The sequence below is a fragment of the Pseudomonas sp. PB105 genome (assembly GCF_009764655.1).
Taxonomy (GTDB): Bacteria; Pseudomonadota; Gammaproteobacteria; order Pseudomonadales; family Pseudomonadaceae; genus Aquipseudomonas; species Aquipseudomonas cyclaminis.
On record NZ_RWIO01000044.1, the window covers coordinates 30,509 to 47,608 of the forward strand.

Genomic DNA, 17,100 nt, shown 5'->3' on the forward strand with positions numbered 1-17,100 from the left:
TTTCAATTTGCGGCGTAGGTGAGATGAGCTGATTCGACCCTCCTCCACCGTCATCCAACGGTCACATCCATCTGCTGTGCTGGCGCCCATCGCTTATTTCCCCAAGGACTCGCGGCCATGTTTTCCGTGCTCAAACCCCACCGCTGGAAACTCGCCTTGCTGCTGATCGCCGCCAACCTCGGGCTGATCCTGCACCTGGCCTGTGGCGAATTGAAAAGCGTCAGCGAGTGGGTTTGGCTGGACATCATCGGCGAAGGCGGTTCCGCCCTGCTCGCCCTGGTGTGGCTGGGCCTGGTGCTCAAAAGCCGGCCCGCCGGGCGCGTCACCAATTACCTGGCGTTGGGGCTGTCGTGCATCTTTTTCTCGTGGTGGATCGACAGCCTTGACGAGTTCATCCGCCTGCCCGACAGCATCACCTGGGACCACTGGCTCGAATCCGGGCCGATGCCGGTGGGCATGATCCTGCTGACCATCGGCATCTACCATTGGCACCGCGAACAACTGGCAATCAGCGCGCAGATGGAAAAACGCGAACGGCTGTTCCGCGAACATCGCCTGTTCGACAAGCTCACGCCCCTGGCCGGTGCCGATTACCTCAAGCGCCAACTCGCCGACAGCCTGCAGGACAGCCGCGAACAGCAGCAACCGCTGTCGTTGCTGGCGTTGGACCTGGATCACTTCGCCGCCATCAACCAGGCCTATGGGCATGCCGAGGGCGACGCGGTGCTCCAGGCCCTCAGCCATCTGTTGTTGCTCAACCTGCGTCGTCAGGATTTGCTGTGTCGACTGGCCGGCGACCGCTTTGTGGTGCTGCTGCCCAATACCGGCGAACGCCAGGCCAAGGAACTTGCCCTGGAGTTGCAGCACGCCGTGCGTGGCCTCGCCCACAAGACCCGGCAACAGGGCGAACGCCTGCAATTGTGCGCGACGACGGCGGTGGTGATGGCCCTCGACGAGCCGCCCCAGGACCTGCTCAAGCGCCTGAACCTGGCGCTGGCCAGGGCCAAGCAGCCTCTCGCGAAAAGCGCCTGAGATGGCGGTAAAAACCAACTGGTATGAGGCCGACAGCCGCTTCATCCCAGGACACAACCAACCCGCCACGCTGATCGACCTGGCCCTGTCCCGTGACATCGACAGCCACCGATTGCTGCGCGGCACCGGGCTGTTCCACGAGGATATCCTCGCCGGCACGGCGCGCTTGAGCCCGCAACAATTCCTGGCGCTGATCGGTAACAGTCGCAAGCTACTGGATGCCGATGACAGCAGCTTTCTGTTCGGCCAACGCTTGCTGCCCGGCTATTACGGTGCGGCCAGCCATGCCTTGGGCCATGCCCAGAATCTGCATCAGGCGCTGGAGATCCTGATTCAGCAACAGGTGCTGCTCAGCCCCTTGGTCACCCTGCAACTGGAGCTGGATGAGCACCACGCCTACCTGTATTGGCTGGACAGTTGCGGGGCCGGCGAGCAGTGGCGGTTTTTGCTGGAGGCGAGCATGACGTCGCTGGTTGCCATGAGCCAATGGCTCAGCGGCGAGCGCTTGCCGTGGGTGTGCAGCTTCAGCCATGCCGAACCGCGGTACGTCGAACAGTATTGGGTGCACCTGGGCGAAGACACGCGCTTCGAGCGCCCACTGGACATGATGTGCATCCCCCGCGAGCACCTCACACGCGCCTGGCCGGGGGCTTCGGCCACCGCCGGCCAGGTTGCGCGCCGACAGGCCCGGGAACAGATCGAACAACTGGGATTTGCCGGCAGTTTTCTCGATTGCCTCTACGACTACCTGCGCGAGCAGGTGCGTCAGCCGCCGAGCCTGGAACAGGCGGCCCAGGCCTTTGCCATGAGCCCGGCGACCCTCAAGCGCAAGCTGCACAAACACGACACTGGCTTTCAGCAGCAAGTGGACCGGGTGCGCAAGCAGGTGGCGCTGCACCTGTACCAGGTCAAGGGCTACAGCAATGATGAAGTGGCGGCGTACCTGAACTTCAATGATGCGGCGAACTTTCGGCGCTCATTCAAGCGCTGGACCGGCAGTACGCCGAGCCTGATCCGCCAATTGTTCAACAGCCGCTAGCCAGGCGCTCGCGCAGGAACTCCACCAGCGCCTGCACCGGCCGTGAGCTTTGTCGATGCTGGGGATACACCGCCGACAGGGTCAGGGCTTCGGGGGCAAAGTCGTCGAGAATCGTGACCAGGCTACCGTCCTTCAAGGCGCCGCCGACGATAAAAGTCGGCAAGTAGGTGACGCCCAGGCCGGCAATGGCCGTGTCGCGTAACAGTTCACCGTTGTTGACCCGCATGCGGCCGCTGACGTTCAGCGCCTGCACTTTGCCCTTGAAACGCCATTGCACCTGGCGGCCGTGGCCGTAAGGCAGGCAGTCGTGTTGAGCCAGGTCGTCGGGTTGCACGGGAGTGCCGCGCAGGGCCAGGTAGTCGGGGCTGGCGCAATACACCCGCTGGATGCTGGCGATACGGCGGGCGATCAGAGTGGAATCTTCCAGGGTGCCGATCCGCAGCACCAGGTCGTAGCCTTCACCGATCAGGTCCACGGGGCGGTCGCTGAGGTCGACTTCCACCGACACTTGGGGATGGCGCTGCAAGAACAACGGCAACAGGCAACCCAGGTGAGCCATGGCAAATGACAACGGCGCGCTGAGGCGAATGGTGCCCCGCGGCTCGCTGTTCTGGCCGGCGATGCCCTGCTCCACTTGCTCGACTTCACCGAGCAGGCGCAAAGCGGATTCGTAGTAGCTCTGGCCGAGCGGCGTGACATCCAGCCGGCGCGTGGAGCGGTTGAGCAGACGCACGCCGAGGCGATCTTCCAGCTGGATCAGGCGGCGGCTGACGAACTGCTTGGACAGGCCCAGTTGTTCGGCGGCGGCGGTGAAGCTGCCGGATTCCATGACCTGACAGAACAGGCGCATGTCTTCGAAGGGGTTCATTGTCGCTTCTCGGTGGACGATGAGCTGATTTATAACTGGATGGTCGCAACACCACAAATCAAATGTGGGAGGGGGCTTGCCCCCGATAGCAGTGGATCAGTCAAAAATATTCAGACTGACACACCGCAATCGGGGGCAAGCCCCCTCCCACAAGGGATTATCTACAGGCTTGAGAGCAGGTTACTTGGTAGTGAATGCCGAGTAGCTGTTCATCAGGTTGCGATAGTTGGGGATACGCGGCGACAGCAGGTTGGCCAGGCCTTCCATGTCGTTGCGCCAGTCCACTTGCAGCTCGCAGGCCACGGAGAACCAGTTCACCAGCTGCGCACCGGCGGCAGTCATGCGTGCCCAAGCGGCCTGTTGCACGGTTTCGTTGAAGGTGCCGGAAGCATCGGTGACCACGAATACCTCGAAGCCTTCATCAAGGGCGCACAAGGTCGGGAACGCTACGCACACGTCCGTCACCACACCGGCAATGATGATCTGCTTGCGGCCGGTGGCCTTGACGGCTTTGACGAAGTCTTCGTTGTCCCAGGCGTTGATCTGGCCTGGACGCGGGATGTACGGCGCGTCCGGGAACAGTTCTTTCAACTCAGGTACCAGCGGACCGTTGGGGCCGCTTTCAAAGCTGGTGGTGAGGATGGTCGGCAGGTTGAAGAACTTGGCCACGTCGGCCAGGGCCAGCACGTTGTTCTTGAATTCGTTGGGGGAGAAATCCTGGACCAGGGAGATCAGGCCCGTCTGGTGATCGACCAACAGGACAACGGCATCATCTTTGTTCAAGCGTTTGTAAGTCATGGGTTAACTCCTTCGGGGGTTTTAAAAGGCAAAACACGAGCAGCCAAACGCACCCCAGAAACCCTGGAAGTCGCTGACCGGCACACTGGAAAGACGGGCTTTTTCATGGCTGTGGGAATGCACGCCGCAAGGACCGCTGCATTGGTGAACCTGGGCCTGGAGCGGTGAAGTCGGACGCCAGTGACCCGGCACCTTGACCACCGGCGACCAGTCCGGCAGCACCGGCACACGCGGCGGGGCGAAATCTTCGAAGTCGCCGGCGCCGTACACCACCTTGCCGCCGACTACGGTGAGCACCGACTCGATCCACTTGATGGCTTCTTCATCGACACTGAAAAAATCCGCCGACAGCGCGGCGACGTCCGCCAATTGGCCGATCTTGATCTGGCCTTTCTTGCCCTGCTCGGACGAGAACCAGGCGCTGCCGTGGGTGAACAGTTCCAGGGCAGTGAGACGCGGCAGGCCTTCGGCGTGCAGCTCCAGACCACCGACGGTGCGGCCGCTGACCATCCAGTACAACGAAGTCCACGGGTTATAGCTGGACACCCGCGTGGCGTCAGTGCCCGCCCCTACCGGCACGCCTTCGGCAAGCATGCGCTTGATCGGTGGCGTGGCTTCGGCGGCCTTGGCGCCGTAGCGCTCGACAAAATACTCACCCTGGAACGCCATGCGGTCCTGGATCGCAATGCCGCCGCCCAGGGCGCGCACACGCTCGATGTTTTTCGGGGTGATGGTTTCGGCGTGGTCGAAGAACCACGGCAGGCCATTGAATGGGATGTCGCGGTTGACCTTTTCGAACACGTCGAGCATGCGCGAGATCGACTCGTCGTAGGTGGCATGCAGGCGGAACGGCCAGCGCTGCTCCACCAAGTGGCGCACCACCGGCTCAAGCTCCTGCTCCATGGTCAGCGGCAGGTCCGGACGCGGCTCCAGGAAGTCTTCGAAATCCGCCGCCGAGAACACCAGCATCTCGCCCGCGCCGTTGTGGCGCAGGTAGTCGTCGCCCTGGTGCAGGGTGACGCTGCCGGTCCAATGCTTGAAGTCGCTGAGTTCTTCCTTGGGCTTTTGGGTGAACAGGTTGTAGGCGATGCGCACCGTCAGCTGTTCATCCTTGGCCAGTTGCTCGATCACCGCATAGTCATCGGGATAGTTCTGGAAGCCACCGCCGGCGTCGATCGCGCTGGTGAGACCGAGGCGATTGAGTTCACGCATGAACTGGCGCGTGGAGTTGACCTGGTATTCCAACGGCAGTTTCGGGCCTTTGGCCAGGGTCGAATACAGAATCATCGCGTTGGGCCGCGCCACCAGCATGCCGGTGGGGTTGCCGTGGCTGTCGCGTACGATCTCGCCGCCCGGCGGGTTCGGCGTGTCCTTGGTGTAGCCGGCCACGCGCAGGGCGGCGCGGTTAAGCAAGGCGCGGTCGTACAGGTGCAGTACAAACACCGGGGTGTCCGGCGCAGCCTGGTTGAGCTCTTCCAGGGTTGGCATGCGTTTTTCGGCGAACTGGAATTCGTTCCAGCCACCCACCACGCGCACCCATTGCGGCGTCGGCGTGCGGTCGGCCTGGTCCTTGAGCATGCGCAGGGCATCGGCCAGGGACGGCACGCCTTCCCAGCGCAGTTCGAGGTTGTAGTTCAGCCCGCCACGGATCAGGTGCAGGTGCGAGTCGTTAAGGCCGGGAATCACGGTGCGGCCCTTGAGGTCGATGACCTGGGTACCGCTGCCACGCAGGGCCATGGCTTCACCGTCGGTGCCAACGGCGACGAAACGGCCCTGATGGATGGCGACGGCGGTTGCGCGTGGGTTTTCCCGGTCCACGGTGTGGAACTGGCCATTGAACAGAATCAGATCGGCGTTCATAGGGTTTCCTTTACAGAGGCTTCAAGCCAGGGGGCGAACAGGCGGGTGGCCGCCGGCATCAGCAGGTACACCACCAGCAGCACGATGGTCAGGGTGACCAGGAACGTGGCGACCACATAGTTGGAGAGGAACGGGTGCAGGCGCAGGATCGGGCCCCACACGATGGGTACCAGCAGGGTCAGCGGCAGAATCACAAACAGGGTGACCACTGCCTGTTTCCAGCGCGGCGGCTTGGCGGCGCTGTCGGCCAGGGGCGCGAACCAGAATTCGTTGACCGCACCGATCTCGGTCTTGTCGCCGTCGGCCAGCATCGGCGCGGCTTCGGCGATCAGGGCCTTGCGCTCGGGGGAGTCTAGCCAGGTTTCCAGGTCATCGGTGGAGCGGTAGCGCAAAACGCAGGTGAACAGCGCCAGGTTGTTCTGTTTGCTGCGTACCACGTCGACACCCAAGTGCCCCGGGCGCTCGCCAGCGATGCGCACGATGCGGCGCAGCCAGGCTTCGTAATCGGCTTCCTGGCCTTGCTTGATCAGGTGTTTGACGACCAGGGTGACGACTTCGTCGGGCCCCGTCTGTGGTGCTGGGTCCATGGTGTGCCCCTCTGCCTTGAAATGTCAGCGATGAGGGGAGTGTGCCGGGGACAGGGGACGGAAAATTGGATGTACGTGCTGTTTAGGTCACCAGCCTTGTTTCAACATGCGCAACTCCAGGTGCTGCAACAGCATGATGGTCTTGCCGTCGGCTATCTCGCCGCTCTGCACCATTGCCAGGGCCCGTTCGAAGCCCAGTTCCAGCACCTCGATGTCCTCGCCCTCCTCTTCCAGGCCACCGCCGCCACTCACACGATCTCCTGGCTGGTATTCGCCGATGAAAAAATGAATCCGCTCGGTGACCGAGCCAGGGCTCATGAACGCCGCATAGACCTTCTCCACCTGCCCGACGCGGTAGCCGGTCTCTTCCTCGGCTTCCAGGCGAATGCGCTCTTCGGGGCTGGCATTGTCCAGCAGCCCTGCCGCCGCTTCGATCAGGTAACCGTGGTAGTCATTGACGAAGGTGGGCATGCGGAATTGGCGAATCAGCAACACGCTACGTTGCACGCGGTTGTACAGCAGGATGGTCGCGCCATTGCCACGGTCGTAGACCTCGCGGGTCTGGGCTTGCCAACTGCCGTCGCGGCGGCGCAGGTCGAAGCTGTATTTTTTCAGCAGGTACCAGTTGTCCGAGAGAGTCTCTTCGGCGGTGATGCGCACGGGGCTGTTGTCCATGGTCGGTCCTTGGCTCAAAGAAGGAAGCCATTGTCAGCGCTGTAACACTTTGCAAGCAATCGCTATGCGCGGCCGTCGAATTAATGCCTGCTTGTGCAGGCCATCTGTTAAAAACGCTGCTTCACCTTTGCCCTGGAACCTTCATGCCCTCTCGTTTTATGTCGCGCCTGAGCCTGCGCTGGTTGCCCATGCTGTGCATGGCGCTGTTGATCATTGGCCTGCCGGTGGGCTGCAGCGTGCTGCAACACAAGGAGCGCGAGCTGGTGTTTCGCATCGAGCCGGGCACCGCCAGTTGGTACAGCGGCTTGCCCAAGGCGGTGCAGGAATTCGAACTCAAGCCCGCCAGCTTCAAGTCCGGGCAAAACATTCATGGCTGGTGGTACCCGGCGGACAAGAAGGACGCGCCCGCGATCCTCTACCTGCACGGCGTGCGCTGGAACCTCACCGGGCAGTTGTTTCGCATCGAGCAATTACATGCACTCGGTTATTCAGTGCTGGCCATCGACTATCGCGGCTTTGGCCAAAGCCACGGCGAGCTGCCGTCGGAAACCACGGTGTACCAAGACGCGCGCATCGCCTGGGAGCGCTTCCAGCTGCTGCAACCTGACCCGAGCAAGCGCCTGATCTACGGGCATTCCCTCGGGGGCGCGGTCGCCATCGACCTGGCCGCCGAGCTGGGCAAGCAAACGCCGCTGCCGGTGCGCGGCCTGGTGATCGAGTCCACCTTCACCTCCCTCGCGGACGTCGCCACGGCGGTGGCCAACACGTCATTGCCGGTGCGCTGGTTGCTGTCGCAGAAATTTGATTCCATCGACAAGATCGCCGACATCCATATGCCATTGCTGGTGGTGCATGGCCTGGACGACCGCTACGTGCCGCCGCGCTTCAGCCAGCAACTGTTTGAAGCCGCCCAGGAGCCCAAGCGGCTGTTGTTGGTGCCGGGCGCCAGCCATAACAACAGCATGAGCCTGGCCGGTCGCAGTTATCGCCAGGCACTCGACAACCTGATGCAGGCCAGGATGCCACCCCAGGTTGTCACGCACTCCACAGGGCGCGACGGCGACTCATAAAAGCGCTTTTCGGCACTGGGTTGGCGCTTGGCTGTCAAGCGCCAACCCTGCCCATACTGGGCCTCGCTGAAAGTTGATCAAATATTGACCGTGGGCCAAATCGCCATACCCGCTGGGGTCTTGCAAAGTTATCCACAGAGATACCCACGGTTTTCGTGGACAACTCTTTTCGTATTTTTACGATTTATTTGCTCAGGCAATGAGTTCTGGAAAGGTCCCCGCCAGCAAAATCCCACGGTTCACATCGCGTATATCGTTATAGCCACACAGCGCCATCGACACGTCCAATTCACGGGCAATGATGTCAAGTGCCTTGGTATTGCGTTTATAGGGGCGGGCGATTAATCTCGCATAAACCCGCATAAAAGCGCACAAACATGCACGACACCCATCACCCCATCGACTTGCCCTCCCTGCGCAAGCAGAAAATCCTGTTGCTGCTGGAACGTGACGGCAAAGTCACCGCCTCGGAACTGGTGGAGCACTTTGCCGTGTCCCAGGACACCATCCGCCGCGACCTCGGCGAACTGGCTGCCGCCGGCCTGCTGCAGCGCGTGCACGGCGGCGCCCTGCCCCGGCCCAAAGACACAGGCAAAGATTTTTTCACGCGGGTCGGCGAGACCAATGATGCCAAACGCCAACTCGCGCAATGGGCGGCTGGCCGAGTGGAAGACGGCCAGATTGTGCTGTTCGACTCCGGCTCGACCACGCTACAGATCGCCCAGTCATTGCCGCGGGCGATCCACCTGACGGTGGTCACGGCGTCACCGATGATCGCCATCGCCTTGGCCGATCATCCCCATGTAAAAGTGATTCTGGCCGGCGGCCAACTCAACCCGGCCACGCTGTCCACCGGTGGGCACGAGGCCGTGCGCCTGATCCAGAGCATCAAGGCCGACCTGTTGTTCACCGGCGTATGCGCGCTGCATCCGCAGGCGGGCATCAGTTCGGTGCATTTTGATGAAGTGGTGGTCAAGCAAGCCTTGCTCGACAGCGCTTCCCAGGTTGTCGCCGTGACCATGGCGGACAAACTCGGTGCGGTGGAGCCGTTCGTAGTGGCGCCCTGCAGTCGGATTCACACGCTGATTACCGAATGGCACGTGCCAAATATGGAGGCGTATGAGCAGTTAGGGCTGGAGGTGTTGCGGGTTGAGGTCGAGTAGGTACAGGGCGTCGGCGACGGCATGACCGCTGGCGGTGTTATCGAAAATGCACCAGGTTGGGATGCCGTCCGCGACCGACCGGTCAAGGTGTCGCGCGAACTCGCGTAAACGCTCCGGGCCATAGGCACTGTGATAAATGCGCGGTGACCCATGCAGTCGCCAATAGCGCACGCCTTGCCAGCCCGCGCAGGTCGGCGTGGCGTCGATCACAGGTGGATCGGCGGCCACTCGCCCGATGTGCAAATCCTGCAACATCGCCTCGGCCGCCAGCCAACTGGCGTGGCGCGGTTCAAGCACCACATTGCCGGCAAAACATCGGCGAACAGCCATGAAAAATGCGCTGGCACTGGAGGGCTCATAGCTCAATGAGGGAGGCAGTTGCACCAGCAGGCAGCCGAGGCGCTCCCCCAATGGCGCGCATTGTTCGAGAAATTCCTCAAGCGCCGTTTCACACTGGCGCAGGCGCAACTCGTGGGTAATGCGCTTGGGCATCTTCAGCGAAAAACGAAACCCGGGCGGCACGGACTCGCCCCAACGTGCATAGGTTTTCGGCAGGTGCGGGCGATAGAACGAGCTGTTGATCTCCACCGCGTTAAAGCGTGAGGCGTAACGCTGCAGATGCGTGCCCTCATCACTGAACGCCGGCCAGTGCTCACGCGGTAAGCTCCAACCGGCACAACCGACGTACAACGATGCCGTCAAAACAGCACCGCCGCCGCGTCGCGCATGAAAATCTCGATAGTCTTGGGGCCTACGCCATCGAACTCGGCCAAGCGTTTTTCAAACGCCTGACGGTCGGCGCTGGCGCGGCGGATGTGGGTGATCTTGCCGGCATACTCGGCGTTCAGTTTCGCGCTGAGGTCCAGCAGGCGCTGCGCAGTGGATTCGTCGTAGCGAACGTAATGGGCACGCCCCAGCATTGCCACCAACTCCCGCGACGTACAGTGCTGCAACTTGCGCGCGGTGTCGCGCCCCTGCTCTTGCACAATCTCCCTGTAGGCCTGTGCCGCGATGGGTGCCTGGATGCGCTTGCCCATCAGGAAACTGGCGATAAACCACTTGAACAAGCCGCTGTCGTCGTCAGGCTTGAGTTCGATCCCCAATTCAGAGGCGGTAATGGCGCGTGCCATGATTATTGACCCGGTTTGCGCTCAGCCTTGACGGCTGGGTCTGCGCATGTGCGGACATCTTGCGAACTGAGACGGTCGAGAGTTTTACGAGCGGCCACGGTATCTCTCCAGGCAATGGTGGGAGTACGAAAAGTCGCCTCCTTTGTGAAGCAGAGCCCTGGGTGTTTTGATAGTTCAAGGAAATTGCCGCGCAGAAATCGACGCAAAAAAATTTAAACCTTTCGCCCAGGCGCGCCCTCAACAGTCAGGTATCTGCAACGTTGAAAGGGCCAGGAATCCACCGGCCACAACCCTTCTACTCAGGAGACAATCGACCATGAGCGCGCAACTCAACGGCAAGAAAATCCTCATCATCACCTCCAACACCGGCATCGAGCGCGACGAGTTGCTCAAGCCGCTGGATGCGCTGCGCGGTTTTGGCGCGACGGTGACCCATGCATCCAGCAAGGGTGGCACCACCCAGACGTTTGTCGGCGATACCGAAAAGGACAGGACCGTGGAATCCGACGTGCAACTGTCGGATGTCCAGAGCAGTGATTTTGATGCGCTGGTGATCCCTGGCGGCACCGTCAACGCCGACACCCTGCGCCAGGACGCAGCGGCGCTGCGCTTGATCAAGAGCTTCGCCGACGCCGGCAAGACCATTGCGGCCATCTGTCACGGGCCCTGGACGCTGATCGACGCGGGCGTGATCACAGGCAAGACCCTGACCTCCTATAAAAGCGTACGCATCGACCTGGAAAACGCCGGCGCCGCCGGTTGGGTCGACGCCGAGGTCAAGCAATGCAACGCCAATGGCTGGACCTTGATCACCTCCCGGACCCCGGACGATCTGCCGGCGTTCAATGAAGCAATTGCCACGGCATTGGCCGGCTGATAATCGTCGTCTGAACGTAAACAGGCGCCCCGCGGGGCGCCTGTTTGCTGATCGCTTAAAGCATCAGCTCTTGCGGTGTTCCGGCATCTCGCGCTTGGGTCCGAACATCGCCCACGCAATCAGGCCCAACAACGGCACAAAGATCAGAATGACCAGCCACAACCCCTTGGTCTCCCAGCCACTGGTGCTGCGTAATACGACATTGATCGCCCACAGTTCCAAGAGCAGCAGAATCACCGCCAAACCGATCCAGACATAATGCATTTCCATGATTCACCTCCTGAGGTCTATGGGTTAGGTCAAGCATTCGCGCCAAGGGTTCCATCGGAATTACACCAGTGCGCTCTCGCCCAGTAATTGCGGCACATGCCGAGTCGTCAGCATCTGTCCGTCGCGTGCGAGGGAGGCGGGTTTAATGCAATCCGGTTAGCGGCCGACCATGCAAGCTGCACGACAGAGGCTTTTCAAAGTCGATCTCAACCTATTGATTCAAATGACTTTTTACCTATCGTCGAGGATGGTCTGAGTTATGCAATTTCCTACCAGACGAAGCGCGCACTTCGACGCGCCCGAACCCTGTCTGTGAGGTTTCATCATGAATGCCATCGACCTGCTTAAAGCCGACCATGAACGTGTCAAAGCGCTGTTGACCCAACTGAGTGAGTCCACCGAACGCGGGGTTAAAAAACGTACCGAGCTGTTGGCTAAACTCGAAATGGAAATCAGCCTGCACACCCGACTTGAGGAAGAGATTCTGTACCCGGCCTTCCGTAAAGCCGGCGGCAAGGAGCAGGACATCATGTACCACGAAGCCAAGGAAGAGCATCGCACCGTCGACTCCCTGGTGCTGCCTGACTTGAAGCAGACGGAGCCGTCCACCACCGAGTTTTCCGGTCGGGTGAAGGTGGTCAAGGAACTGCTGGAACATCACATCGAAGAAGAGGAAACCGAGATGTTTCCTCAGGCGAAAAAACTGCTGGGCAAGGCCCTGCTGGAAGAACTGGGTGCACAAATGCAAGCCATGAAGGCCGCGCACAAGAAGGCGACGGCAGGCAAGCCAATGGCTGCGTAATGCACCGGTCGGCCCGTGGGCACGTCCACGGCTGTGTTCGATGAATCAAGAGGATTGAATCATGACGAATAGACAAGGGATCGTGCTTGCACTCTGCCTGGCAGCCCTGTCAGGCCAGCCCGTAACGGCCGCATTCGGCGACAACCCGACACCGGCCGCCACGGCTGTTGCAAACGACGGCGCTGCGGGGTCTGCACTGCCGCCCGGCACTTACCCGAGCAGCCCGGCCGACAGTGGCAAAGCCGTCAAGCAACCGGACAAGACCCCCAAGCCTGATGAGGAAGATAAAGACAAAGGTCGCCAGGAAAAACCACGTACCGGCAGTTGATAGCTCATCAGTAATCGGCAGCACGGCGAGCGTGCGCTGTTTCAGCCCGCGCCCGTCACGATGACGCCCCTGGATGGTGCGGCTTCTGCCTGGATTTCAGGCAGGGCCGGCACCCTGGCCCTCAGCCTCTAGACCTTGAAGCGTGCGACTGTCTGGTGCAACGCCCCCGCCATCCCCGCGAGATCGTGACCCGCCGTCTCGGTATGCAACGCGCCCTGCAACACCTGCTGAGACAAGGTGCGAATCCCCACCAGATTGCGATCCACCTCACGCGCGACCAATGCCTGTTCTTCGGTAGCACTGGCGATCATCATGTTGCGTTCATTGATCTGCGAGATAGACCGCGTGATTTCTTCCAGCGCCTGCCCCGAGCGCTGCGCGACGCCCAAGGTTGCCTGGACCCGCTCGCTACTGTTGTGCATGGCCGCGACGGCGTGCTCGGTGTCCTGGCGAATGTTGCCGATCATCTGCTCGATCTCTTGGGTCGAGACCTGCGTACGATGGGCCAGCGCGCGCACCTCATCGGCGACCACGGCAAACCCGCGTCCGGCATCACCGGCCCGGGCCGCTTCGATTGCCGCGTTCAACGCCAGCAAGTTGGTCTGGTCGGCGATGCTGCGGATCACCTCCAGCACACTGCTGATGTCCTGCACACGCCCGGCCAGTTGCTGAATACGCTCCGAGGTTTCAACCACGCCCGTGGCCAGGGTGATGATCGACGCCACGGTTTCCTGCACCTGGGCCTGGCCGCGCTGAGCGGTCTGTTCCGACAGGCGCGAGGCCTCGCTGGTACTCACCGCATTGCGCGCCACTTCGTCCACGGCAGCGGTCATTTGATTCACGGCGGTTGCCGCCTGCTCAATCTCCTGGCCTTGCAGTTGCAGGCTGCTGCTGGTCTGGCTGCTGACCGCGCTCAACTCCTCCGAAGAGCTGGCCACCCCGTCCACCGACGCTGCGATGTGCCGCACCATCTGGTTCAGGTTTTGCTGCATCTGGTGCAGGTTGCGCATCACGCTGCCTTCAGCGCTGTTGCCAACGGGCACCACGATGGTCAGGTCGCCTTGGGCGATATGACTCAGCACTCGTGCGGCCTCATCCGGTTCGCCGCCCAGGGGGCGGATCACGCTGCGGGTCACCATCACTGCGGCGGCCACCACCAACGCCAGGCACAGCAGGAATAGCCCGATCATGGTGCGTCGGGCGTCGTCGTACAGGGTTTGCGCCGCGTGCTGGCGGTCGGCAAATACACGGCCCTGCATGGCCATCAAGGCGTCCAGGCTCTTGTACACGTTAAGTTCAGCCGGCATGACCTGTTGCTTGAGCTGCGCCAGGCCCTCGTCGCGGGCGCCTTGCCTGATCAGCGCCTGCACCTGGGTAAAGGCGGCCACATAGGCTTCTCGATGGGTTTTCAACGCGGCATATGCCGCTCTGCCTTCAGACGTATCGAGCAGCGGTTCAAGCGTGGCGAACGCCTCGGTGATGCGTTGCCGGGTGCTGCCAATGGCGTCCTGGGCCTGCTGATTATCCTGGTCGATCAGCAAGTCGCGGGTGTTGCGTCCGTTATCCCGCACGCCGGTGGCGATCACCATGATCGGCGCGATTTTCGGCCAATCCTCCTGCACGATCTGTTCGGATTGCTGCTTGAGCGTTGCCAGATCATGCAGGGCGTAAAACACCAAGCCGACCAGGGCCAGCGGCGCAATCGCGAACCCGATGACAATGCGTTGTGCCGTGGTTAATTGCTTCATTCTGAGAGTCCCTGATGAACACCTGCCCACCATGGGCAGCATCTGAAAAATCCTGTGGCGGACGCTGGCCACCCACGGCGCAGCGTCTCACTGCGCTGGCTTGCAAACGTTGGGCCAGCGACGGATTAGATGCCAGCGCGATGAGACCGCGCCTTGATGGCGATCAAGGCACGGGCAACCAAGCGCTGAAGCCTGCTTCGGTGGTCATTGGGCACCAGGCGAAATCCCACGGCGCGGGTGGCAAGGCTGGCTGTACAGCTTCAAAGGGCACCGCGCGCTTGCAATCGAACACCGTCATGGCTTGCCAGGCCACGACCACGCCCTGGGCCTGGCTGATGTCAGTGTTGACCCAACACGCTGCGGCCGCTGCCATGAACGCTTCGATGGGTTCATCGTCGATTTGCGTGCGATACGGCGAGCCGAGCAACCAGCGACACACATTCAGGTGGTAGGTCCAATCCTGCGCAGGTTGGTTGCGATAGGCCCAGGTCATGAAGCTGCGGAACAGGTTCAGACCCTCGGGCGGGTCGAGTTTGAGCAGCGCCGGGCAGATATCGAACAGGGTGTGCCAGTAGGGCAAAAGGCGTGCATCCAGGTGCACGAAACAGCGGGAGTTGCTCGGGTATTCAGCCCGCGCCGGTTCCGCGCGCAGGCGACGGGACGCCTTGCTGACCAGGCGACTGGCGCCTGCAGGCAATTGATGGTTCATGAAACGCACTCACAGTCGTGACGATCGAACGCCTCCTGGTCACAGGAAGCCCAAGGCACACGTCAGAATGCGGGGGAAGCGCGGGGGTTGGCCGAGGGCCAGGCATGGCGCGGCGGCGCCTTGTTGCGCCGTTCGTGGGCCGGGCGCGGCGGTTGCCCGAGCCCCAGCAGCCAGGCCAGACCGATCAGGAACACCAGGGCGACGGTCAACGCGGCGCACACTGGGCAGGCAAAGTAGTTCGAGATGTTGCTGGAAGCCGGGCTGTCCAACCCTTTGTCGGAAAGTGGCGCCTGCTTGCCGTCCAACGAACAGAACGCGCCGCCGATCCCGTTGAGCTGTTGGCCCATCATCTGGCCATGGCCCAAACCGCACGCGAACAGGTTCATCAGCACGCAGAAGTACAGGGTCCAGACGATCAGCGAACGGTCGGAGTGGCTCGATTTCATGGCGGCGACTCTAACACCGAAGGCGCAAAGGGATGAAATACCGCGGCCCCTGTGGCAGAACGTCGCAGATTACGTGCCATCGCCAGGGTTGGTAGACTTGGCGCCCTCCTCGTTTACTCCTTTTCAAAGCCTGATGTGTAGATCCAGAGCAATGCAGGCGTTTCACAGGATGCACAGTTGATGAGTACGTTATTCACCCGCCGCAAGGTCCTGACCGGCATGGGCCTGTTGGGTCTGGGCCTGCTGACCGGTTGTGACAACAGCCCCAGGTTGAACTTCAAGTACGGCAAGGACTTGAGCGACAAGATCATGGGCCGCACCTTCAAGCTCAAGAACACCGAGGGCGACACTGTCACCCTCAGTTCCTACCGCGGCCTGATGCCAGTGGTGTTCTTTGGCTTTACCCAATGCCCGGCCGTGTGCCCGACCACCCTCGCCCGTGCCGCCCAGGCCAAGAAGCTGATGGGCCGCGACGGCGAGATCATGCAGGTGATCTTTATCACCCTCGATCCGGAACGCGACACGCCAGAGATTCTCGACAAGTACGTCAAGGCCTTCGACCCGAGTTTCGAAGCGCTGTACGGCACCCCGGAAGAAATCGCCGTGGCCGCCAAGGAATTCGGGATCTTTTATGAAAAGATCCCCGCCGGCGACACCTACACCCTGTCCCACACGGCCACCAGTTTTGTCTTCGACACGCGCGGCAACCTGCGCCTGGGCCTGCAGGCATCCCTTACCGCAAAAGAGTGCGCAGAAGACCTGCTCACCGTCATGGAGGTCTGCTAATGACTGCCGTTCAACACCTCAAGCGCTTCACCTTCGGCCTCGCCCTGCTGGGTTTCGCCGCCCACGCCAGCGCCCAGGTGCAAGTAACCGACGCCTGGGTGCGCGCCTCGGTGCCGGGCCAGCCTTCCAGCGGCGCGTTCATGACCATCACCGCCGACACCGACAGCAAGTTGCTGCGCGTCGCATCGCCGGTGGCCAAGGACGTACAGATCCATGAAATGAGCATGAAAGACGACGTCATGCGCATGGGCCCGGTGGACGCCGTAGCCTTGCCCGCAGGCGTGGCCGTCAAGCTTGATCCGAACGGTTACCACGTGATGCTGATGGGCCTGACCGGGCAGATCAAGGAAGGCGACCAGGTGCCGCTGACCCTGACGGTGCAGGACGCCAAGGGCGAGAAGCGCACCGTTGAGGTCGAGGCCAAGGCCCGTGGGCTGGATGGCATGGACCATAGCAAGATGCATTGATGCACTGAATTTGTGCGATTGTTCCTGTGCCTGTGGCAAGGGAGCTTGCCACAAAGGTCACCCGATCAATCCACAATAAACAGCTTCGCCCCGACGCTCGTCGATGAGCGATGCGCTTCCATGTCATTGCCCACCTGGTAACTCATCCCGGCCGTCAGCGTGAACTGACGGCCGTCTTCCAACTCCGTGTGCAACTCGCCTTCCAAACACAACAGCACGTGCCCGCGCTTGCACCAGTGATCGGCGAGGTAGCCGGGGGTGTATTGCACCATGCGCACGCGGGTGGTGCCGAAATGGCAGGTGCGCCACAGCGCATTGCCGGTAACGCCGGGATAGACGACGGGTTCGAGCGTGGCCCAGTCGGTGGTGCCAAAGGGGACAGCAGTAAGGTCCATGGGAAGCCCGTTCGTGAGTGGTCGTGGTGCGAGGCTATCGGCCAACAGAG

Annotated in this window: 21 protein-coding genes and 1 pseudogene; 9 read left to right on the forward strand and 13 right to left on the reverse strand. The window is 61.5% G+C overall.

Translation table 11 applies throughout. The features are described 5' to 3' along the window. The first annotated feature begins 117 nt into the window (after nucleotides 1-117). Complete coding sequence (locus EJD88_RS11555) at nucleotides 118-1,032, forward strand: GGDEF domain-containing protein (RefSeq protein ID WP_112195758.1); 915 nt, start codon at nucleotides 118-120, stop codon at nucleotides 1,030-1,032. A 1-nt stretch (nucleotide 1,033) separates the two neighbouring features. Then, nucleotides 1,034-2,071: an AraC family transcriptional regulator gene (locus tag EJD88_RS11560; RefSeq protein ID WP_099586885.1), complete on the forward strand. Its 1,038-nt coding sequence runs from the start codon at nucleotides 1,034-1,036 to the stop codon at nucleotides 2,069-2,071. Here EJD88_RS11560 and EJD88_RS11565 read toward each other — a convergent pair. The 5 genes from EJD88_RS11565 to EJD88_RS11585 form a co-directional block, all read right to left on the reverse strand. Beyond that, nucleotides 2,058-2,939 (reverse strand): LysR family transcriptional regulator, encoded by an 882-nt coding sequence (locus EJD88_RS11565; RefSeq protein ID WP_099586886.1) that lies wholly within the window; start codon nucleotides 2,937-2,939, stop codon nucleotides 2,058-2,060. The two genes, EJD88_RS11560 and EJD88_RS11565, sit on opposite strands and share 14 nt — an antisense overlap. A gap of 180 nt (nucleotides 2,940-3,119) precedes the next feature. Further along, nucleotides 3,120-3,737, reverse strand: coding sequence for an isochorismate family cysteine hydrolase YcaC (ycaC, locus tag EJD88_RS11570; protein ID WP_095015792.1), 618 nt, complete (start codon nucleotides 3,735-3,737; stop codon nucleotides 3,120-3,122). Nucleotides 3,738-3,758: 21 nt separating this feature from the next. Then, complete coding sequence (locus tag EJD88_RS11575; RefSeq protein ID WP_158878003.1) at nucleotides 3,759-5,597, reverse strand: amidohydrolase; 1,839 nt, start codon at nucleotides 5,595-5,597, stop codon at nucleotides 3,759-3,761. Beyond that, entirely contained in the window at nucleotides 5,594-6,184 is a 591-nt protein-coding gene (locus EJD88_RS11580) for an antibiotic biosynthesis monooxygenase (RefSeq protein ID WP_158878004.1), read from the reverse strand. Before EJD88_RS11580 ends, EJD88_RS11575 begins: the two co-directional genes overlap by 4 nt. A gap of 87 nt (nucleotides 6,185-6,271) precedes the next feature. Next, on the reverse strand, nucleotides 6,272-6,859 hold the full coding sequence (locus EJD88_RS11585) for an NUDIX domain-containing protein (RefSeq protein ID WP_158878005.1): 588 nt from the start codon (nucleotides 6,857-6,859) through the stop codon (nucleotides 6,272-6,274). 143 nt (nucleotides 6,860-7,002) lie between these two features. Here EJD88_RS11585 and EJD88_RS11590 point away from each other — a divergent pair, with 143 nt between their 5' ends. Next, complete coding sequence (locus EJD88_RS11590; RefSeq protein ID WP_158878006.1) at nucleotides 7,003-7,929, forward strand: alpha/beta hydrolase; 927 nt, start codon at nucleotides 7,003-7,005, stop codon at nucleotides 7,927-7,929. A gap of 192 nt (nucleotides 7,930-8,121) precedes the next feature. On the opposite strand, the pseudogene EJD88_RS27210 reads toward EJD88_RS11590, so the two are convergent. Further along, nucleotides 8,122-8,247 (reverse strand): annotated as a pseudogene (locus EJD88_RS27210) (L-lactate dehydrogenase); the annotation flags it as partial. A gap of 59 nt (nucleotides 8,248-8,306) precedes the next feature. On the opposite strand from EJD88_RS27210, the gene EJD88_RS11595 reads away from it, so the two are divergent. Further along, a complete protein-coding gene (locus tag EJD88_RS11595) occupies nucleotides 8,307-9,092 on the forward strand; it encodes a DeoR/GlpR family DNA-binding transcription regulator (protein ID WP_158878007.1) in 786 nt (261 codons plus the stop codon). On the opposite strand, the gene EJD88_RS11600 is transcribed toward EJD88_RS11595, so the two are convergent. Together EJD88_RS11600 and EJD88_RS11605 are read right to left on the reverse strand one after the other, a co-directional pair. Further along, a complete protein-coding gene (locus EJD88_RS11600; RefSeq protein WP_158878008.1) occupies nucleotides 9,057-9,794 on the reverse strand; it encodes a DUF72 domain-containing protein in 738 nt (245 codons plus the stop codon). The genes EJD88_RS11595 and EJD88_RS11600 overlap by 36 nt on opposite strands. After that, nucleotides 9,791-10,222, reverse strand: a complete 432-nt coding sequence (locus EJD88_RS11605; RefSeq protein WP_158878009.1) for a DNA methylase — start codon at nucleotides 10,220-10,222, stop codon at nucleotides 9,791-9,793. Before EJD88_RS11605 ends, EJD88_RS11600 begins: the two co-directional genes overlap by 4 nt. A gap of 316 nt (nucleotides 10,223-10,538) precedes the next feature. Between EJD88_RS11605 and EJD88_RS11610 the strand changes: the two genes are divergently transcribed. Further along, complete coding sequence (locus EJD88_RS11610) at nucleotides 10,539-11,099, forward strand: type 1 glutamine amidotransferase domain-containing protein (protein WP_158878010.1); 561 nt, start codon at nucleotides 10,539-10,541, stop codon at nucleotides 11,097-11,099. 63 nt (nucleotides 11,100-11,162) lie between these two features. On the opposite strand, the gene EJD88_RS11615 is transcribed toward EJD88_RS11610, so the two are convergent. Beyond that, the gene (locus EJD88_RS11615) at nucleotides 11,163-11,369 is read right to left on the reverse strand and encodes a PLD nuclease N-terminal domain-containing protein (protein WP_099586894.1); all 207 of its coding nucleotides are present in this window, start codon (nucleotides 11,367-11,369) and stop codon (nucleotides 11,163-11,165) included. A 325-nt stretch (nucleotides 11,370-11,694) separates the two neighbouring features. Here EJD88_RS11615 and EJD88_RS11620 point away from each other — a divergent pair, with 325 nt between their 5' ends. Both EJD88_RS11620 and EJD88_RS11625 read left to right on the forward strand, forming a co-directional pair. After that, nucleotides 11,695-12,171: a hemerythrin domain-containing protein gene (locus tag EJD88_RS11620; RefSeq protein ID WP_112195767.1), complete on the forward strand. Its 477-nt coding sequence runs from the start codon at nucleotides 11,695-11,697 to the stop codon at nucleotides 12,169-12,171. Nucleotides 12,172-12,232: 61 nt separating this feature from the next. Beyond that, the gene (locus EJD88_RS11625) at nucleotides 12,233-12,499 is read left to right on the forward strand and encodes a hypothetical protein (protein WP_158878011.1); all 267 of its coding nucleotides are present in this window, start codon (nucleotides 12,233-12,235) and stop codon (nucleotides 12,497-12,499) included. Between the two features lie 128 nt (nucleotides 12,500-12,627). Here the strand turns inward: EJD88_RS11625 and EJD88_RS11630 are convergent, their stop codons facing one another. From EJD88_RS11630 to EJD88_RS11640, 3 genes are all read right to left on the reverse strand, one after another. Continuing rightward, complete coding sequence (locus tag EJD88_RS11630) at nucleotides 12,628-14,247, reverse strand: methyl-accepting chemotaxis protein (protein ID WP_158878012.1); 1,620 nt, start codon at nucleotides 14,245-14,247, stop codon at nucleotides 12,628-12,630. 163 nt (nucleotides 14,248-14,410) lie between these two features. Next, entirely contained in the window at nucleotides 14,411-14,956 is a 546-nt protein-coding gene (locus EJD88_RS11635) for a putative natural product biosynthesis protein (protein ID WP_158878013.1), read from the reverse strand. A 62-nt stretch (nucleotides 14,957-15,018) separates the two neighbouring features. Further along, nucleotides 15,019-15,402, reverse strand: a complete 384-nt coding sequence (locus EJD88_RS11640) for a DUF2946 domain-containing protein (protein WP_099586899.1) — start codon at nucleotides 15,400-15,402, stop codon at nucleotides 15,019-15,021. Between the two features lie 180 nt (nucleotides 15,403-15,582). Between EJD88_RS11640 and EJD88_RS11645 the strand changes: the two genes are divergently transcribed. Continuing rightward, on the forward strand, nucleotides 15,583-16,188 hold the full coding sequence (locus EJD88_RS11645) for an SCO family protein (protein ID WP_032889449.1): 606 nt from the start codon (nucleotides 15,583-15,585) through the stop codon (nucleotides 16,186-16,188). After that, a complete protein-coding gene (locus EJD88_RS11650) occupies nucleotides 16,188-16,655 on the forward strand; it encodes a copper chaperone PCu(A)C (protein ID WP_112195773.1) in 468 nt (155 codons plus the stop codon). Before EJD88_RS11645 ends, EJD88_RS11650 begins: the two co-directional genes overlap by 1 nt. A gap of 65 nt (nucleotides 16,656-16,720) precedes the next feature. Here the strand turns inward: EJD88_RS11650 and EJD88_RS11655 are convergent, their stop codons facing one another. Continuing rightward, nucleotides 16,721-17,050 carry a DHCW motif cupin fold protein gene (locus tag EJD88_RS11655; RefSeq protein WP_099586901.1) on the reverse strand — a complete coding sequence of 110 codons (330 nt, stop codon included), beginning with the start codon at nucleotides 17,048-17,050 and terminating at the stop codon, nucleotides 16,721-16,723. Nucleotides 17,051-17,100 lie beyond the last annotated feature (50 nt).

Bases quoted from the DNA above. Each gene is read 5' to 3' on its own strand.
- EJD88_RS11555 (WP_112195758.1), top strand. From the start codon at position 118: ATGTTTTCCGTGCTCAAACCCCACCGCTGGAAACTCGCCTTGCTGCTG.
- EJD88_RS11560 (WP_099586885.1), top strand. From the start codon at position 1,034: ATGGCGGTAAAAACCAACTGGTATGAGGCCGACAGCCGCTTCATCCCA.
- EJD88_RS11565 (WP_099586886.1), bottom strand. From the start codon at position 2,939: ATGAACCCCTTCGAAGACATGCGCCTGTTCTGTCAGGTCATGGAATCC.
- ycaC (WP_095015792.1), bottom strand. From the start codon at position 3,737: ATGACTTACAAACGCTTGAACAAAGATGATGCCGTTGTCCTGTTGGTC.
- EJD88_RS11575 (WP_158878003.1), bottom strand. From the start codon at position 5,597: ATGAACGCCGATCTGATTCTGTTCAATGGCCAGTTCCACACCGTGGAC.
- EJD88_RS11580 (WP_158878004.1), bottom strand. From the start codon at position 6,184: ATGGACCCAGCACCACAGACGGGGCCCGACGAAGTCGTCACCCTGGTC.
- EJD88_RS11585 (WP_158878005.1), bottom strand. From the start codon at position 6,859: ATGGACAACAGCCCCGTGCGCATCACCGCCGAAGAGACTCTCTCGGAC.
- EJD88_RS11590 (WP_158878006.1), top strand. From the start codon at position 7,003: ATGCCCTCTCGTTTTATGTCGCGCCTGAGCCTGCGCTGGTTGCCCATG.
- EJD88_RS11595 (WP_158878007.1), top strand. From the start codon at position 8,307: ATGCACGACACCCATCACCCCATCGACTTGCCCTCCCTGCGCAAGCAG.
- EJD88_RS11605 (WP_158878009.1), bottom strand. From the start codon at position 10,222: ATGGCACGCGCCATTACCGCCTCTGAATTGGGGATCGAACTCAAGCCT.
- EJD88_RS11610 (WP_158878010.1), top strand. From the start codon at position 10,539: ATGAGCGCGCAACTCAACGGCAAGAAAATCCTCATCATCACCTCCAAC.
- EJD88_RS11615 (WP_099586894.1), bottom strand. From the start codon at position 11,369: ATGGAAATGCATTATGTCTGGATCGGTTTGGCGGTGATTCTGCTGCTC.
- EJD88_RS11620 (WP_112195767.1), top strand. From the start codon at position 11,695: ATGAATGCCATCGACCTGCTTAAAGCCGACCATGAACGTGTCAAAGCG.
- EJD88_RS11625 (WP_158878011.1), top strand. From the start codon at position 12,233: ATGACGAATAGACAAGGGATCGTGCTTGCACTCTGCCTGGCAGCCCTG.
- EJD88_RS11630 (WP_158878012.1), bottom strand. From the start codon at position 14,247: ATGAAGCAATTAACCACGGCACAACGCATTGTCATCGGGTTCGCGATT.
- EJD88_RS11635 (WP_158878013.1), bottom strand. From the start codon at position 14,956: ATGAACCATCAATTGCCTGCAGGCGCCAGTCGCCTGGTCAGCAAGGCG.
- EJD88_RS11640 (WP_099586899.1), bottom strand. From the start codon at position 15,402: ATGAAATCGAGCCACTCCGACCGTTCGCTGATCGTCTGGACCCTGTAC.
- EJD88_RS11645 (WP_032889449.1), top strand. From the start codon at position 15,583: ATGAGTACGTTATTCACCCGCCGCAAGGTCCTGACCGGCATGGGCCTG.
- EJD88_RS11650 (WP_112195773.1), top strand. From the start codon at position 16,188: ATGACTGCCGTTCAACACCTCAAGCGCTTCACCTTCGGCCTCGCCCTG.
- EJD88_RS11655 (WP_099586901.1), bottom strand. From the start codon at position 17,050: ATGGACCTTACTGCTGTCCCCTTTGGCACCACCGACTGGGCCACGCTC.